Source organism: Levilactobacillus wangkuiensis (genome assembly GCF_016861605.1).
In the GTDB taxonomy this organism is placed as follows: Bacteria; Bacillota; Bacilli; order Lactobacillales; family Lactobacillaceae; genus Levilactobacillus; species Levilactobacillus wangkuiensis.
The window spans coordinates 156,508-172,870 of record NZ_BOLM01000002.1 but is presented as its reverse complement, the minus strand read 5'-3'; the positions used below and the strand labels follow the sequence as shown (position 1 = coordinate 172,870).

Here is a 16,363-nt window from a genome sequence, read left to right as displayed (position 1 = left end):
ACAATGACAGAGGCGGACGAATTAACCTGTTTAGTCGATGGGGCACCCATTTCGCTGGAAACGAGCCTGCAGCTGGCGGAACTGGACGTGGGGCTGCGGAACCGCATCAAGCGCGACTATCCCCAAAGCAAGCCGACCGATTACATTTGCGGGCATCATTTATTAAAATATCGGTTGGATCACGTGGACGCGATGATCAACGCCGATTTAAAGCAGACGAAAAAAATTAATCACAAACTGACCAAGGCCCTGCAGAGCGACGACTACGATATCATCGACGTGAACGACAGCCTGAAGGAAAGTCTCACATTTGGCCAGAAGGTGTCCGATGACGTTGCCCGGTTCGGGGGCTCATGGGGCTTTATCCTTGTTTTCATGTTCGTGCTGATTGGCTGGATGGTCGTTAATGGCCTGCACGTCTTTGGGGCGAACTTTGACAACTACCCCTTCATTCTGTTAAATTTAGTCTTGAGCTGTGTCGCAGCGATTCAGGCGCCCATCATCATGATGAGCCAGAACCGCTCCGCAGACCGGGACCGGATGATGGCCGAAAACGACTATCACGTGAACCTCAAGTCCGAGCACGAACTGCGGTTACTTCACGCTAAGGTCGATCACTTGGCGCAGAACCAGGTCCCACACACCATGGAGATCGAACGGTTTCAGTTAGAAATTTTAGGTGAAATTCGTCAAGAACTAGCCGAATTGCGGGAGGCCAAGGCCACCCCTGATGCGGCAGAACGAAGGGAGTCTCACCATGAGCAAGTGGATCACCGCTAGTCTCTTATTTATTGTTGGCTTATTCTTCGGCCAACGAGTCGCCGGGCGCGTTGCCCATTAAGTGAATTTTTTTGATAGGCCTGACGGTCGGCGTTCGCGCTAACCGCCGGGCCTATTTCTGTGGGTTCGAACGCTGGGCTTGCGCTGTAAGCACCAAATAACTGACCGTCTATGATTGGCGATAAATCATGGTAAATGATTAGCGATTATTTGTTCATTACCATCCCTAAGCCATTCAGGAAAATAGTTTTCAATCAGGAAAGGTGTTACAGTTATCGCCGAAAATTATTGAATAGTGAGGTGAGAGGTTATGGTAAATACGTTAATAATATCTGCGCATCCTTATAACTATCTCGTCTGTGTGATTAATTTGAATATGCCGGTTGATAAGGATTTTGTAAATAGATTCACTGAACAGAATGAAATTTACGCGGATCAGGTCCGAGCGCTGTGTCAATAATTGAGAAGAAAGTGAAGAGATGAAAAATGTAAGACTTTATGTAGGCGTACTGAGAAAGTATAAGAGCTTGTTTATCTATATAACAATGTTTTATCTCTCTATGGGAATTTCAAAGTATACGCAAATTCTATACTTTCAACAAAATGGCAAGTTAATAAACTTTTCGCTAGCATATTCGGCGATGGCCATTGCTGGCTCATTTTCTTTCTTGATAACCAATAGATTAGAAGGAATGAGTTTGAGAAAGGTCGCGAAAATTCTTGGATTAATTTACGCAACAGGTATGATTCTGAGAGTCTTCTTTCAAAGTAGCTGGATAGCTATTATCTCGGGCAGCATCTCGGGTTTTGGAGCGGCTATTCTAATCTTAGTGGTGAGAAAGTGGATTTATGCGGAGTCGGATAAAAATCCGGAGGACAAGCAGATCCTAATTTCTTCTCGATACACAATAATGCAGATTACGTCATTACTAGCAACGCTAGTCACGGGGCTGATCCTATTCATTTTTTCATCAAGTAACGTCGTGTACATTGTAATCTTATCGGCAACAGCTATGGCAATAATTTTGTTGCCGGCTAATTCCGTTCCTGCAGATGGTGAAATCAAAATTGAAAAGAAATCAAAGGTCTTTGCATTGCCAGTAAATCGTGTTCGGGGTCTGTCGTATTTGGTTGCTGTCATCTTTATGGGAATAACAACTTCTATCGTTGATCCGATTGCTCCTGCACTACTGCGAGCCACTGGGTATAACGTTGGTGCAGTAAGTGTCATCATTACCTCCTTGGGGGTGGTGACCATGCTGTCCGCGTTCCTGTTTCAGCTACCGATTTTTAACAAGCAGCCAGCACGTTATTTTTGGCTTGTTGAGCTGTTTTCAGGGAGTATCATTATCTTCTGTGGGTTAATGACCCGAAATCAATACATTTGGATTATGATTGCTTTTATCGTAATGTCTGTCGAAGGTACAGGATTTTTTATACTGAAAGAACTAGTGGAGTATGATATGTTTCCCAAGGAAGAAACCGTCGTTTATTTAGGATTAGCGCAATCAGGATTTTTGATTGGGGATGCAATCGGTGCGCCAGTAGGGACATTTCTTTTCCAGTTTGTAAGTGGACGAATTTTGCTTATATTGTATGGAGTAATGGCGATGATTTGTGGCTTTTCGTATATGGAGCTTTCTAAAGTATTTGAACGAGATAAACTACGTGTTTGAAGCCAGAGAGACACTCACAGGGATTCAGTCCGACTTGCGAAGAGCTTTCTCTGAAAGAGGTATCACAATGTTTTTATTAAAGACTAAGCAGAAAACCTGCGATTTTAATCGCGGGATGAATGCCATAACTTAATGATTTTTGAAACATACGTTCCCCTAGAAAGCTAAATATGGTATACTAAATCCAATCTACAGGGGAGGTATCCATTGGTTAAACTAGGACGAACAATCAAGCTGAGACTCTATCCAGACACGAATCAAGCAGAACAATTTTTGGCAATGAGCCAGGAATATCAACGTGTAGCTAATATTGTTAGTCAATGGATTTTTGACCACGAGTTTCAGTTAAGTTGGTTAAAAATCAATCACTATCTGTACAAAATATTCAGACAAGAATCATCGCTCAATAGTCAGATGGTCCAATCGGTTTTTCGGACAGTAGTAGCTCGCTACAAAACTGTTCAGGAACAAATGAAGCAACATCCTTACCGTTACCAGAACGAGGAAAAGAAGTGGGTTCAAGTCCCTAGAGACCTGAACTGGTTGGTGACCCCCATCCAGTTTCGTCGGCCACAAGCAGACTTGGTACGTCAGAGTAACTATTCTTTCGTAGATAGCATGCGGGAAATCTCGATAACCACTCTAGGCAAACGAACTAAGTTGGGGTTCACTGATAAAGGATTCGAGAAGTACTTCACCGACGACTGGAAACTGGGTACCGCTAAGCTAGTCCACTCCCGGGGCAAGTGGTTTTTGCACATCGGCATCACAAAGGAAGTCAACGATTTCGATGCCAAAGATAATCCTAAAGTTGTGGGAATTGATCGTGGTTTACGCTTTTTAGCGACTACCTTTGATAGTGAAGGCAAGGCACTATTCTTTGATGGTCAAAAAATCTTACTTAAGCGAAAGAAGTTCCTGGAGATTCGTCGGCAACTACAAAGTAAAGGGACTAAATCTGCCAAGAAAAAGTTGAAACGGCTAGCGCAACGAGAGAACCGCTGGATGACCGATGTGAATCATCGGCTAGCTAAGACACTCGTTGCACGATATGGCTCGCATACACTTTTTGTCCTGGAAGACTTAACCAACGTAACATTCAACACCGATGACTTACCTAAGTCACTGCGTAATAGTCACCGTTCCTGGTCTTTCTTCCAGCTAGAATCGTTCTTGACGTACAAGGCTCAGGCTATTCAAAGCACCGTTGTGAAGGTGAATCCAGCATTCACTTCGCAGAGATGTCACAAGTGTGGCCTAGTTGAGAAGACTAATCGTCATCACGAAACTCATGAGTATTGGTGCTCTCAATGTCAGTATCGTTGTAATGATGACCGATTAGGAGCCATGAATATTGAGATGCTCGGCCAAGATTGGTTGAACGGTGTCAAGCATCCCAAGATTAAGAAACTAACGACTGTTGGGTAGATCCTGATAGTTAAACGGGTAGCCGTCAATTACCCGATGATGTTGCCACTACGAGTAGGAGTGTCTTAACGGACATGTTGGACTACTGTGTCGCCAGACACGTGAGCGACAAGCCTCTGAATTCATTCAGGGGCAATTGACTAGAGCTGGGATTATGTTCATTCAATCGTGACCAGCATGGGATGAAATTATGCTATTTCGAATCACCTCAACACAGCAGGCGTCCTCCTGGAAGCCGCAGGCGGGAATTCACAGCAAACCCAGTCAGCCATTTAACCCCATGGCAAATTCGTTGACAAAGGCGCGGGGCTCCGGTAGGCTAGTGAGAGAACTAGAAATGGAGGATTTTTTGTGATAATTCGTGAAGCTCGACCAGTGGATGCGCCTCAAATAGCACCGCTGATGAACTTGATCTACGACGAAATGGCTTTGACCGACCTGGAAGACGTTCCAGGCCCCGATTTACTGAAGGTCATCACGGCGGCGTACCGTACGCGGACTTACTTGTCCGGTGCGGCAACCACGGTGGTGGCCGAGGCCAATGGCCAAGTAGTTGGGGTAGCATTTGGCTATCCGGGCGAAAAAGAAGACGTTGTAGATAACGTGATGACTCGCCTGGCAGCTAACAGTGCCGCTTTCGACGAACCATTTGATTTAGACTCAGAGACCGAAGCGGGTGAATGGTACTTGGATTCACTCGCCGTCTCACCGGACCATCAGGGCAAGGGGATTGGCCGCCAGTTGTTGCGGGCCTTACCCGTTTACGCCCAACGAGACCGGCAATCGGTGATCGGCTTAAACGTCGATTTCGAAAACCCTGGCGCGATGCGGTTGTATGAACGCATGGGCTACGAGGTGACCGGGACGCAGATGATTGGGGACCATGAGTATTACCACATGCAACTAGAGATTGGCGAACGCGTCCGTCTCGCAAACTAAGTGATTTTTAGTAAGGCCACCCGGCACTAGTTGGGTGGCCTTTTTAGTCGTGAAATACAATGGGGTATTTCGTTCCCGACGGTGGCTTCAAAACGCCCTGCTGTGGGGCCGGTTCCAGCCTGAGGGGCGGGCTTCCACCTCAACTTTGAGCCAAAGGGCGGTCTCAAAGGTTGTCCCGTGGGCTAGGCTGAGAAAGGACCTCAGCCAAGGCCACCGACACAGCCGGGCATTTTGAGCCACCTCTGGTCACTGACATTACGCCGCATTGTCTCATCTTTCTGAACCCGCGGAATGAAGGTTGGTCATACTTTAGTCGATATTGCTGCCATCAGAAATGAGGCTGGTCATATCCGTTCCCGCCGACACAGCTGGGCGCCTTGGCTCACCTCTGGTCACTCCTGCAATGGCCGCATTTTCCTAGACCGGTAGCTGACAGAAGGCTGTCACAGGTATTCCTGGATGAATGTTTGACTAGCGTACTTAGTTTATCAGAAAATTATTCAAAACTTTTTGTTGCAAATACAGCATAATTGATTTAAACTATTTTCATTGCATCGATAGTTGTTAGTTCACTCAGGCAGGTTGCCATGAGTGAGATTGGGACTAGGTAATCAATGTCAGTGACCAGAGGTGGGCCAAACTGACCAGCTGTGTCGGTGGTCTTGACTGAGTGATTTTCTCAGTCTAGAGCACGGGACGACCTGGGAGACTAGTGATTTTCTAGGCTTCCAGGCGAGGTGGCAGACCGTTCCTCAGGCTGGCACCGTTCCCCACAGCAGGGAACCTTGAATCCGCCGCCGGGAACGAATAGATTGCGGCAATTGATGTGCTAAGGAGGGAAAGTATTGACTGAAATTTTACGACCGCTGGGCAACATTTCGCGGGCCCTGGATTCCATTGCGAATCATGAATTTCAACGGGTGCAGCTCACCAAGGGCCAGTATCTTTACCTGGCCCGGGTGGCTGAGCATCCCGGCATCATTTTAGAGCGACTGGCCGAGCTATTGCGCGTCGATCGCACGACGGCGGCTAGGGCCGTGCAGAAGCTGACGGCCGCAGGTGTCTTGGAAAAGCGACCGGATGACACGAATCGCAAGATCAAGCGACTGTTCGTCACGGCGCAGGGGGAGCAGGTCTATCCGTTGGTCAAACGCGAAAATGACTACTCGAACGGCCGCGCCCTCCAGGGATTCACTCCGGCCGAGGCGGCACAGCTAGCGAGCTATCTGGAACGCGTGGACGAGAACGTCGCGCAGGATTGGGTCGCCGTTAAACAAGGACAAACCAGAACTTATTAAAAGGAGCAAAAACAATGACAGAAAAAATTAAATTATGCACCCCAGATGACGTAAAGGCTTTACAGGCGGTTAGTCGGGCAACGTTTGCCGACACATTTGGCGCGGTGAACACGCCGGCAGACTTGGCCAAGTATTTGGATGACAGCTACAACGAAGCCCAACTCTTACAGGAAATGCAACAACCCACGAGCCAATTTTCCTTCATCCTGGTTGACGACCAGGTGGCTGGGTACGTGAAATTAAACTGGGGTCCCACGCAGTCCGAAGAACAGGGCGATGGCAACCTGGAAATTGAACGGATCTACATTCTGCCAGCCTTCAAACGTCAGGGTCTGGGCAAGCAGCTTTACCAATATGCCGTGGCAAAAGCACAATCACTGAAGTTAGCCGCCATTTGGTTGGGCGTTTGGGAAAATAATACGTCGGCCCAAAAGTTTTACGAGGCGATGGGCTTCAAGGAAATTGGCGACCATGTCTTCCAGCTGGGGACCTCAAGACAACGTGATTTAATTTTACAAAAGACGCTGGTATAATTGGGCTTATGTAAATAAAAAAATGACGCATTGAGGAGATTGACATGAAAGATAATATTCAAATGGGCGACGCTGATTTCGCCAAGATGATGCTGGTTCTGAAGGAGCCCGTGACGCAAGCCAACCACAAGGAATTCAAGTTCCTCGATGGCACCGAGACCGGTGAGATGCAAGAGATTGCCCCCGGTATCTGGGCGATGCCCGCCTACATGCAGGAAGATGATGATTTTACCATGTTCTTCCTGACGACGCAGATTGAATCTGGCGAAACCGTCATGGCCTTTGCGACCGGTGAAACGGCCGATGGTGATTTCCGGCTGAGCCAACCCCTGGTGACGGGGGCCGGGCTGAACGTCTTGAACGAACAGCAACCCAACCGGGCAAAATGCGTCTTAAAATTTTTAAATGACATTTCTAAAGCGGATGAGGGTAACTGGCGGATGGTCGATTAGTCTTGGCGTGACAAGTTGGAGGTGGTCGCATGGAACAGACGACCAAGGCGTTTAACCTGCCCCTCCTCCTCGCACCCTTTGTCTCGCGACTAGGTAGCACGCTGTACTTATTCGGCTTAAATTGGTTCGTGGTGCAGGCCACGGGCAACGCGGCACTACTGGGGATTATTCAAGCCATCGGTGGGGTCGTTTTATTTTTCGGCGATTTACTCTGCGGGGTGGTCGTTGATAACTTTAATCGTAAACGCATCGTGGTCAGCGCGGAATTACTCAGCGTAATTGGCTGTTTGGTCTGTGCCTGGTGGCTGGATCCCCAGCACATCACGGCCGGACCGTTGATTACCTTGACCGTGATCTTGGACGTGGGGCTGGCGTTTAGTCTGCCAGCGGCCAAGGCCATGATTCCCGAACTGATTACCTTAGCGGGGCGGCAACGGTTCAACGCCGTCAGCAATACCCTGATTGATCTGGCCGACATCTGTGCGCCACTGATCGGTGGGGCGCTGCTGGCCATGCACTGGCTCGACCTGCGGGGATTCTTGGTGCTCAACGGCTCATCATTTCTGCTGTCGTTTCTCTTTTACCTCAGTATTCGTTACCGCCAGCCAATCAAGGATGATTCCCGGCTGGGGGTAAAAGAAAGCCTGTTGACGGGCTGGCGCTACGTGTGGCAACGGCCCGGCTTGGTGGAAACCATCGTGTTAGGCGGACTGATCAACGTGCTCTATGCGGCGGTGCGGCTTGTCTTGCCATACAACGTCAATCACTTGTACGGGGGCGATTCGTCCCGGTACAGCTACCTGTTGATGATTTTGGCAGTTGGCGGCATCCTGGGGGGACTCCGGTTGACTCTGGACCATCGGCCACCCAAGCGGCAACAGAACTATCTTGACCTGATGTTGGCCGCTGTGGCGCTGCTGGTTGCTGGGGTATGGGCCAATTACTGGGTCCTGCTGGCGGTCAGCGGCGTCTTCGGTTTTTGCTATTCGTGCTTTGAAATTCGGGCCATCACCATCACTCAAGATTTAACGGCACCGGAGTTCTTGGGCCGGATGTTTGGCATTCTCTTCCTGGCCATTGATGCCTTTCAGCCGGTGGGGAGCTTTGTCTTCGGTTTCGTCACGGATTGGTTGGCAAACGGCACGCTGATTGTTATTGGCATTTTGCTCTTAATGGGTTTGGGACTTATCAATCGGTGGTATCAACGCTTAATTGGCTAAAAACGATAGTTAAGACAATGCGTTGACCTGGCTTGACGGACTCTCTATACTAGGTACTAATCTATTCCTTTAACATTGTCCCGTGAGGCAATGAAGGGTGCACGCGCTCCGGCAGACGCTGGGCTAAGTCTAGGCTAAAAGTGTGGGCACATCGTTTCCTTACGGGGGCGATGTGCCTTTTTTCTATCTCATAACCTGGAGGTCTTTGTGCATGAAAGAACCAACGCGTTACCGCAACCCGGATGCCTTGATTGATATTTGGGAACGGCCCAGTTGGGGTCAGTGGTTTGGTCTCTCGCTTCAGCATTTATTTTCCATGTTCGGGTCTACGGTGCTGGTCCCGATTCTCGTCGGATTAAATCCCGGCATTGCGCTGTTTAGTTCTGGTGTCGGCACCCTGATGTACATCTTGATTACCCGGGGCAAGATTCCCGCGTACATGGGGTCCAGTTTTTCCTTCATCGTGCCCATGGTGGCCTTGATGAAGACGACCGGGTATCCCGGGATTGCCCAGGGGACCCTGGCGGTCGGGGCCGTCTACCTGATTGTGGCCCTGGTGGTCGCGATGATCGGGGCGGACTGGATCAACAAGGCCCTGCCGCCAATCGTGGTTGGGCCGATGGTCATGGTGATTGGACTGTCGCTAGCTAGCAGTGCCGCCCAGAAGGCCACGGTCGACAGCGCCGGCGTCTATCACTGGCAGTACTTTGCGGTGGCGATGGCCACGCTGCTGTTGACGATTGCCTTCAACCTCTACTTACGCGGCTTCCTGTCACTGGTGCCGATTCTGCTGGGCATCATCGCGGGCTACCTGATTGCCACGGCGGTCGGCCTGGTCAATTTTAAACCGGTCATGCAGGCGGCCTGGTTCCAGCTACCTAGCTTTGAAGTGCCGCTGCTGAGCTATCCGCTGCACTTCTACTGGGGGGCCGTCATCAGTCTGGCACCGATTGCCTTTGTGACCATGACCGAGCACATCGGCCACATTACCGTGCTAAATGAGCTGACGCATCGCAACTTCTTCGAAGACCCCGGCCTGCAACACACGTTAGCGGGGGATGGCCTCGCCTCGATTATTGCCAGCTTTGTTGGGGGCCCACCCGTGACCTCTTACGGGGAAAATGTGGGCGTCCTGGCCATCACGAGGGTCCACAGTGTCTACGTCCTGATTGGGGCCGCGGTGTTTGCCGTCATCTTTAGCTTTGTCGGCAAGCTGAGCGCGCTGATTGAAAGTATCCCCAACCCCGTGATTGGTGGAATCAGCTTCCTGTTATTTGGGGTGATTGCCTCCAGCGGGATGCGTATTCTGATTGAGAAGCACGTCGATTTCAATCGCAAACGCAACCTGATGATTGCCTCGGCCATTCTGGTCATTGGCATCGGTAACGCCTACCTGAAGATTGGCCAGTACGAGTTTTCGGGGCTGGCAGTGGCGGCGGTGCTGGGTATCGTCTTAAACCTGGTCCTCCCAGACAACGATTAGTAACTAGACAGTCATGACATTTCCGCTCCCGACGGCGGGTTCAAGGTGCCCTGCTGTGGGGCCCACCTCCAGCCAAAGGGCGGTCTTCCGGTTCGCCTTGAAACCTCGTTGAGAATCACGAGTTTCCAAGGGCGGCCCATGCCCTAGGCTAGGAAAGGACCCTAGCCAATGCCATCGACACAGCTGGTCACCTTGACCCGCCTCTGGTCGCTCAGACATCATGCCTGAGTCACTGATCGTGGGGGATTATTCGTGGTTATTCGGCATTTTCTCTAACAATTCATGGAAACAATAGGTACGGGGTGGCTTATGCTTCAGACTTTCGGTCAATGATGATAAATTGTATACAAAAGAACGACCACAATTCTCTATATACAGAGGACTGTGGTCGTTCTTGTTTAGTTGTTAGATGCAGATTACGTTCAGTTGAAATGGTGTAACAAATTGTCAGTGACCAGAGGTGGGTCAAGGTCGTCCCATGGTCTTACCTGAGTGGTTCTCTCAGGTTAGACCATGGGACGACCTTGAAGACTGTGGGTTTCAGGCTTCAAGGCGAGGCGGAAGACCGCTTCTTAGGCTGGAGCCGTTCCCTACAGCAGGCAACCTTGAACCCACCGCCGGGAACGGCTGGTTACAATCATTTTACCCGATAGAGAAGTAGCGGAGAACGGCCATGGCCATGATGCCCACGACCACCACCATCAGGAGGCTCTTGGTCAGCACACCGGCTAGTGTAGCGGGGATGGCTGCCAAACAGTTGGCGACGTTGAGCGTGGCCAGATGGCCGGCATGGGCGACGAACAGGCTCTCGCAGCACAGCGCCGTCATGATGGTGATGGGCACGAAGGAAAGAAAGCTGATCAGCCACGCTGGCATGTTCAGTGATTTGACAAAGGCAAAGGGGAGCACCCGTGAGAGGACGGTGATGGCCCCGCAACCCAGGATGACCCAGAGCTCAGTTAGACTTATCGACATTTTTTCAACTCCATTCCAAATAGACAGCCGGCGACGGTCGCCACTAGCAGGGCAAAATTTTGACTCATTACACCAATTAGGAAGTAATAGGCCAGTGCAACGAAGGCCATGACGCTCAATTGCAGGGTCATTCCCAGGTGTTTGTCACTGATCAGTTGTAAGTAGACCAGGCCGATGAACATCGCTGTCAGGGCGAAATCAAAGCCAAAGCGGGTGGGGTCCGCAATCAGACCACCGAGGATGGCCCCGACGACGGTTGATATGCCCCAGACCAAGTAGGCGACCACATTAGCCGCGGACTGCCAGGCAAAGCTGAGTTTGCCGTTGGTCTTGTTTTGCTTGTTCATGGCCAGGGCAAAGGTTTCGTCGGTCACCAGCGTCCCAATCAAAAGGTTGCGCGTGAGGGACTCATGTTTGAAATACTGGGCCAAACTGGTGCTCATCAGAATCATCCGCGAGTTCACCAGGAAGGTCGAAATAAAAATAGCAGATAGCGGATCATGTAGCAGGAGCATGCTGGTGATAATGAATTGCGCGGAGCCGGCGTAGACGACAAATGAGAGCCCGGCGACCACTAGCAAACTCAGGTGACTGGTGTGGGCGACAATGCCAAAAGCTAGGCCCACCCCGATGTAACCAAAGACGGTGGGGAGGACGTCACGAACCCCTGTCCGAAAGGTGAGTGAAGGACTCATAAGAGACTTCCTTTCTGTTCTCTAATTAGTTTTTAATTTCAAGTTTAGCGCTAACTTATGGCTACGTAAACCCGTAATTTATCCGTAAGATTGTCATGTAAATTTTTTGAACTGAAAAGGTTGCATTTCGGTAAAGGTGGTTGTATGATACTCTCATTGATAATGAATGAAAGTGAGGGTATGGGCGATGAAGATGAACTTAACTGAATTGGCAGCATCAGCGCACGTTGACGCAAGCCGCATTGAGGATTACGTGAAGAATGGACTTTTAGGGAAGGAACATTCCGTCACGGAATTCGATGATTCAGATTTGTACTGGATCGACATGATTCAATGTTTTCAGGATAACGGGACGTCTTTAGACGACTTATCCGGGTTATTACCACGTTGCCGTAAGGGCCAAACGCAGTTAACTCAGGTGAACTAGCAAGTAATTAAGGTAATGAATCGGTAAAATGCACCACTAAGCAGCTCCGCGGGTCCAGCCCGTGAGCTGCTTTTCTTTTTGCCTTGTGTTTGAACTGCGCTCCCGGCGGTGGTCCTTTGCTCCCCACGCTGTGGGGGACGACTGCGGCCTGAGAAGCGGTCCTCCGTCTCGCCTGGAAACCTCGCTATAACCCGCGAGTCTCCCAGGTCGCCCCATGGCCTAACCCGGGTGAGAAACCCCGGATAAGGCCATCGACACAGCGTAGTCCGCAAAACCACCTCTGGTCGCTCACACTGGCAAAGGAAAGCAGCTCGTTCTTTTCTGTCTTAGTGTTTGACTGCGCTCCCGGCGGTGGTTCTTTGCTCCCCACGCTGTGGGGGACGACTGCGGCCTGAGAAGCGGTCCTCCGTCTCGCCTGGAAGCCTCGAAAAGCACGAGTCTCCCAGGTCGCCCCATGGCCTAACCCGGGTGAGAAACCCCGGATAAGGCCATCGACACAGCGTAGTCCGCAAAACCACCTCTGGTCGCTCACACTGGCGAGTAAAAGCAGCTCATTCTTGTTCATCTTCCACTAGTGTACTGGAATTCAGACTGTGCGGGGCGACTTCCTGAAGCCCCTCTGTATCCCGCGAGTGTCTCATGGGCTAGAGTGTCTTGAGGTGTTCCTGTTGTCACTTCTAGTTAAGGATGATTACAGCATCAATTGCCACAACCTACCTGAGGATGACAGCGTTCTGCAGCCAATCCACCGCCTAACGTTGCCAATCCACACCATAGGAGCCGTGAGGGCGGGCAAAATAAACTCAGCCGTGGGAATTATCTTAGTGGTGGGCCTTGCCACTTAGATAATTGGTGTCTTTGAAACTCGGTTCGCAGAGGTTCAAAGCAAGTCTGAAGACTGACCTTTGGCTTCAGGCGTCCGCCCACAGCGTCACGGTTTATTTTGCCCGCCCGGTAAGGCGCTGGCGAGATACTATGCTGCCAATTATCATCAATTAGCGGATGCAAAAAGCACGTGCCAACCTCACAGGATTGGTACGTGCTTTTAAGCATGCTTATTTCTTGATCTGAGCAATCAACTGCTTCATCGCCTGAGCTTGGAAAGCAGCGGCAGCCTGTTGCGTAACCTTCTTTTGTTGCGCAGCGGACATGGTTGGGTTCTTGGTCATGGCGGCCATCACAGCCTTCTTGACGTAAACCGTGGCAGCGGCCTTTTGCTTAGCTTGGAAGCTCTTGGACTTCGCCATCTTTTGCAATTGCTTAGCCTGGGTGGCGCTCAACACGGTCCAGTTCTTGTTGATGTAAATCGTGTTGGTTTCCTTCACGTAGGTGTGCCCGTTACCGGACAGGCCAAACCAGAAGCTAGCGGCGCCACTCTTGAATTCCCAGTAGGTCTTCTTGGTGACGATGCGGTTCGTGCCGGTCGTGCGCTTGACCACGTTTTTAGTCGTGACCTTAGCAGCCGTGTGACTGGTCTTCTTGGCGTTGGCACTGGTCTTGTAAACGTAGACCTGGTGCTGGTTGGCCGAGCCAATAGGTTGGTACAGCATCATTGGCAGTTGCTTCGATGGGGAAGCGGTGTAGATCTTTTGCGTCGAGGTCTTAGTGACCTGGTGCATCCCGTAGTGGTCATGGTCATTTTTCACCATGAAGAAGATGCTAGCCAGCAGGCCGATGACGGCCACGGCGGTCAGGACATTGCTGAGTGAGCGATTCTGCACGTAAACGTAGAAGACAAAGGACAGGACGGCGCAAATAATCAGTGAAAAGATAATCATTAGGCGGCACCTCCTTCGGTAGCTTCCGCATTTTCTTGTTGCGCGTTCTTATCGGCTAAATGGACGGAGTGGTTGCTGCCCTTCATGAAGAAGGCAACGACTAAGGCGACCACACAGAAGCCAACGGCAATCCAGAAGGCGGCGTGGTAACCGGACAGGGTGGCGTTGATGGCGCCATTGGCGTAGCTCAACGGGTTGGTCGTCAAGACGTGCTTGGCTGGCATTTGCCCCTTGGTGACGTTGGTCAAGACACTGATCAGGATGGCGGTCCCAACGGAACTAGCGACCTGCCGTTGCGTGTTGTTGACGGCGGTCCCATGAGAAATCATGTTCAGTGGTAAGGCGTTCATCCCGGCAGTCGTCGTTGGCATCATGACCATGGCAATCCCAAACATCCGCACGGCGTACAGCAAGACGATGTAGAGGGTCGACGTGTTCTTGGTGATCCAGACGAATGGCAAGGTCCCAATCGTTAAGAGGAACATCCCCATCGTGGCTAAGCGCTTGGCACCGAAGCGGTCAAATGCCCGGCCGGTGATGGGACTCATAATTCCCATCATGAGGGCCCCAGCTAACAGGGTCAACCCAGAATGGAAGGCCGACATCCCTTTAACCATTTGAAGGTAAAGGGGAATGACCATTTCGACTCCGACCATGGCCATGTTGACCACGGAACTCAGAATCGCAGAGATGGTGAATTCTTTTGATTTGTAAACCCGGAAGTTCAAGAATGGATCCTTCATGGTCAATTGACGCCAGATGAAGAGACCCACGAAGATGAACCCGATGGCTAACGTGGAGAGGACAATGGCACTGCCCCAACCGTCGTCACCAACGGAGGAGAACCCGTACAGCATACTCCCGAAACCAATCGTGGATAGGATAACGGATAGGATATCCAACGGTTCCTTGTGCGTTTCCAGAACGCTGCGCATGATCCAGAAACTAGCGATAACAACGATGGCAACGATTGGAATAATCATGCCAAAGAGATCCCGCCAAGTCCAGTTGTCAATGACCCACCCGGATAAGGTCGGCCCAATGGCTGGTGCTAGACCGATAACGATCCCGGCAAGCCCCATGGCCGTCCCCCGTTTGTTAGCGGGGAAGATGGTCAGCATCAAGGTTTGCAGTAATGGCATGGAAACCCCGACCCCAACGGCTTGGATGAGCCGGCCAATCAGCAACATGGGGAAGCTGACGGCGGACCAGCAGAGAATGGTGCCGACTAAGAAGGTCGACATGGCCCCAATGTAAAGCCATTTTGAACTGATGGTCGTGAGTAACCACGCACTAATTGGGATCATGATCCCGTTAACCAGCAAGAAACCGGTCGTTAACCATTGTACGGTGGAGGTCGAAACATCAAAGGCCTTCATCAGAGTTGGGTAGGCGGTACTTAAAATAGTTTGATTCAGTACCGTACAGAAAGTTCCAATCAGCAGCAGGACGACTAAGAGCGTCCGGTTGTAGGACTTTCCGTTGGTATCAATTGCATTTCCCAATTATAATTCCCTCTTTTTCCTAAAATTAATTCTGCAATAACTATACGCAGATTTGCTATCTTTGTCAACTAACTTGACATCCTTTTTAAAATATCTATACTGATTAGAGAAAAGGACACACGAGTCTGAGAAGAACTCTTAAATTTTACAACCGTTTTCATTTAACCTATAATTGAATTTCTCTTAAATCCATGACGAAGGGTGGACGTTACGTACATGAACGAAGATGTCTCAAATTTATTAAAAAAAATGCCAATTGAAACATTAATTTTAGGAATTGGCGACGTGGCCGCGGCAACCGGGGTGTCGCAGAGTCAGGTGCGCTACTGGGAAAGCAAGGGCTACATTCACAGCGAGAGTTCCAGCGATGGGAAGAATCGTAAGTTTTCCTATAAGACGGTGTTGAAGGTCCAACAGATTAAAACGTTCTTGGACGACGGTTATACGTTAGCGGGGGCCGTTAAGCAAGCCCAACGGCGGGGGGCCTACTTTGAAACGCTACGGTCCTTCTTCGAGGGACGTTTCGTCTCAATGGCCGTCGACCCGGAACACACCGAAATTAATTTGGGCAACTTCGATCCAGAGCCCGGCAAAGACCTAGTTGCTGAACGAATTGACGATAAATGGCAATTTAAGCTGATTGCTAGCACGAAATAGGGCGATTTCATTGTTTATCGCCGGTAAGAATGGTAATCTGAAGACACGGGAGAGCATTTGGTGGTTGGCAGAAAAAACTTTCGATACCAATCGATCTTCTGGCTGGATTGGTGGTCAATCATGTTGTTGACGTGTTGTGAAACCAGGCGAATAACCATTAGTAATAGCGCGTTTATCTTGCGCATGGACTACGTTGGCACTATGTCAGCGTAAGCAATCGTGAAACTAAAACGACGTGTTTTATGAAAAATAACACTTTTTATTTTTCACTCGCCTACCGTTGCTCCCGCTGGGTTCATCCGAGTTTAGAAAGTTCTCGGATGGGCTTTTTTTTTCGGCCTAAATTTGGTTTCTGGGTTCGCCTTACCGGGCGGGGAAAAAGGTCCGGGACGCTGTGGGCGGACGGCTGAAGCCTGAGGGGCGGTCTCCAGCCTTACTTTGAGCCGCCAGGTGCGCGTCTCAAAGATACCAGTTGTCTAACCGGCAGAGCCGGTAAGACAACTCCCACGGCTGAGAC

General features: G+C 50.3%; 15 protein-coding genes. 11 read left to right on the top strand and 4 right to left on the bottom strand.

Features of this window, described 5'->3' with window-relative positions:
- Positions 1–3 precede the first annotated feature (3 nt).
- From JUF13_RS02015 to JUF13_RS01975, 9 genes are all read left to right on the top strand, one after another.
- Positions 4–780: a DUF1003 domain-containing protein gene (locus JUF13_RS02015; RefSeq protein WP_203637470.1), complete on the top strand. Its 777-nt coding sequence runs from the start codon at positions 4–6 to the stop codon at positions 778–780.
- A 479-nt stretch (positions 781–1,259) separates the two neighbouring features.
- The gene (locus JUF13_RS02010) at positions 1,260–2,456 is read left to right on the top strand and encodes an MFS transporter (protein ID WP_203637469.1); all 1,197 of its coding nucleotides are present in this window, start codon (positions 1,260–1,262) and stop codon (positions 2,454–2,456) included.
- A gap of 207 nt (positions 2,457–2,663) precedes the next feature.
- Positions 2,664–3,884, top strand: coding sequence for an RNA-guided endonuclease InsQ/TnpB family protein (locus tag JUF13_RS02005; RefSeq protein WP_203637468.1), 1,221 nt, complete (start codon positions 2,664–2,666; stop codon positions 3,882–3,884).
- Positions 3,885–4,235: 351 nt separating this feature from the next.
- Complete coding sequence (locus JUF13_RS02000) at positions 4,236–4,823, top strand: GNAT family N-acetyltransferase (protein ID WP_225893614.1); 588 nt, start codon at positions 4,236–4,238, stop codon at positions 4,821–4,823.
- Positions 4,824–5,668: 845 nt separating this feature from the next.
- Positions 5,669–6,121, top strand: a complete 453-nt coding sequence (locus tag JUF13_RS01995; RefSeq protein ID WP_125765186.1) for a MarR family winged helix-turn-helix transcriptional regulator — start codon at positions 5,669–5,671, stop codon at positions 6,119–6,121.
- Between the two features lie 14 nt (positions 6,122–6,135).
- Entirely contained in the window at positions 6,136–6,654 is a 519-nt protein-coding gene (locus tag JUF13_RS01990) for a GNAT family N-acetyltransferase (protein ID WP_203637467.1), read from the top strand.
- A 44-nt stretch (positions 6,655–6,698) separates the two neighbouring features.
- On the top strand, positions 6,699–7,106 hold the full coding sequence (locus tag JUF13_RS01985) for a hypothetical protein (RefSeq protein WP_203637466.1): 408 nt from the start codon (positions 6,699–6,701) through the stop codon (positions 7,104–7,106).
- A 29-nt stretch (positions 7,107–7,135) separates the two neighbouring features.
- Positions 7,136–8,326 carry an MFS transporter gene (locus tag JUF13_RS01980; protein ID WP_203637465.1) on the top strand — a complete coding sequence of 397 codons (1,191 nt, stop codon included), beginning with the start codon at positions 7,136–7,138 and terminating at the stop codon, positions 8,324–8,326.
- 211 nt (positions 8,327–8,537) lie between these two features.
- Positions 8,538–9,809 carry a uracil-xanthine permease family protein gene (locus JUF13_RS01975; protein ID WP_203637464.1) on the top strand — a complete coding sequence of 424 codons (1,272 nt, stop codon included), beginning with the start codon at positions 8,538–8,540 and terminating at the stop codon, positions 9,807–9,809.
- 642 nt (positions 9,810–10,451) lie between these two features.
- Here JUF13_RS01975 and JUF13_RS01970 read toward each other — a convergent pair.
- Both JUF13_RS01970 and JUF13_RS01965 read right to left on the bottom strand, forming a co-directional pair.
- A complete protein-coding gene (locus tag JUF13_RS01970) occupies positions 10,452–10,784 on the bottom strand; it encodes an AzlD domain-containing protein (RefSeq protein WP_125765181.1) in 333 nt (110 codons plus the stop codon).
- Complete coding sequence (locus JUF13_RS01965) at positions 10,775–11,479, bottom strand: AzlC family ABC transporter permease (RefSeq protein WP_203637463.1); 705 nt, start codon at positions 11,477–11,479, stop codon at positions 10,775–10,777. Before JUF13_RS01965 ends, JUF13_RS01970 begins: the two co-directional genes overlap by 10 nt.
- A gap of 187 nt (positions 11,480–11,666) precedes the next feature.
- On the opposite strand from JUF13_RS01965, the gene JUF13_RS01960 reads away from it, so the two are divergent.
- Positions 11,667–11,906, top strand: a complete 240-nt coding sequence (locus JUF13_RS01960; protein ID WP_125765197.1) for a MerR family transcriptional regulator — start codon at positions 11,667–11,669, stop codon at positions 11,904–11,906.
- Positions 11,907–12,961: 1,055 nt separating this feature from the next.
- On the opposite strand, the gene JUF13_RS01955 is transcribed toward JUF13_RS01960, so the two are convergent.
- The gene (locus JUF13_RS01955; RefSeq protein ID WP_203637462.1) at positions 12,962–13,684 is read right to left on the bottom strand and encodes a DUF4811 domain-containing protein; all 723 of its coding nucleotides are present in this window, start codon (positions 13,682–13,684) and stop codon (positions 12,962–12,964) included.
- Positions 13,684–15,189, bottom strand: coding sequence for an MDR family MFS transporter (locus tag JUF13_RS01950; protein ID WP_203637461.1), 1,506 nt, complete (start codon positions 15,187–15,189; stop codon positions 13,684–13,686). Before JUF13_RS01950 ends, JUF13_RS01955 begins: the two co-directional genes overlap by 1 nt.
- Positions 15,190–15,405: 216 nt before the next feature.
- Here JUF13_RS01950 and JUF13_RS01945 point away from each other — a divergent pair, with 216 nt between their 5' ends.
- Positions 15,406–15,846: a MerR family transcriptional regulator gene (locus JUF13_RS01945; RefSeq protein WP_203637460.1), complete on the top strand. Its 441-nt coding sequence runs from the start codon at positions 15,406–15,408 to the stop codon at positions 15,844–15,846.
- Positions 15,847–16,363 lie beyond the last annotated feature (517 nt).

Coding starts and splice junctions, on each gene's coding strand:
- JUF13_RS02015 (WP_203637470.1), top strand. CDS start 4: ATGACAGAGGCGGACGAATTAACCTGTTTAGTCGATGGGGCACCCATT.
- JUF13_RS02010 (WP_203637469.1), top strand. CDS start 1,260: ATGAAAAATGTAAGACTTTATGTAGGCGTACTGAGAAAGTATAAGAGC.
- JUF13_RS01990 (WP_203637467.1), top strand. CDS start 6,136: ATGACAGAAAAAATTAAATTATGCACCCCAGATGACGTAAAGGCTTTA.
- JUF13_RS01985 (WP_203637466.1), top strand. CDS start 6,699: ATGAAAGATAATATTCAAATGGGCGACGCTGATTTCGCCAAGATGATG.
- JUF13_RS01980 (WP_203637465.1), top strand. CDS start 7,136: ATGGAACAGACGACCAAGGCGTTTAACCTGCCCCTCCTCCTCGCACCC.
- JUF13_RS01975 (WP_203637464.1), top strand. CDS start 8,538: ATGAAAGAACCAACGCGTTACCGCAACCCGGATGCCTTGATTGATATT.
- JUF13_RS01970 (WP_125765181.1), bottom strand. CDS start 10,784: ATGTCGATAAGTCTAACTGAGCTCTGGGTCATCCTGGGTTGCGGGGCC.
- JUF13_RS01965 (WP_203637463.1), bottom strand. CDS start 11,479: ATGAGTCCTTCACTCACCTTTCGGACAGGGGTTCGTGACGTCCTCCCC.
- JUF13_RS01960 (WP_125765197.1), top strand. CDS start 11,667: ATGAAGATGAACTTAACTGAATTGGCAGCATCAGCGCACGTTGACGCA.
- JUF13_RS01955 (WP_203637462.1), bottom strand. CDS start 13,684: ATGATTATCTTTTCACTGATTATTTGCGCCGTCCTGTCCTTTGTCTTC.
- JUF13_RS01945 (WP_203637460.1), top strand. CDS start 15,406: ATGAACGAAGATGTCTCAAATTTATTAAAAAAAATGCCAATTGAAACA.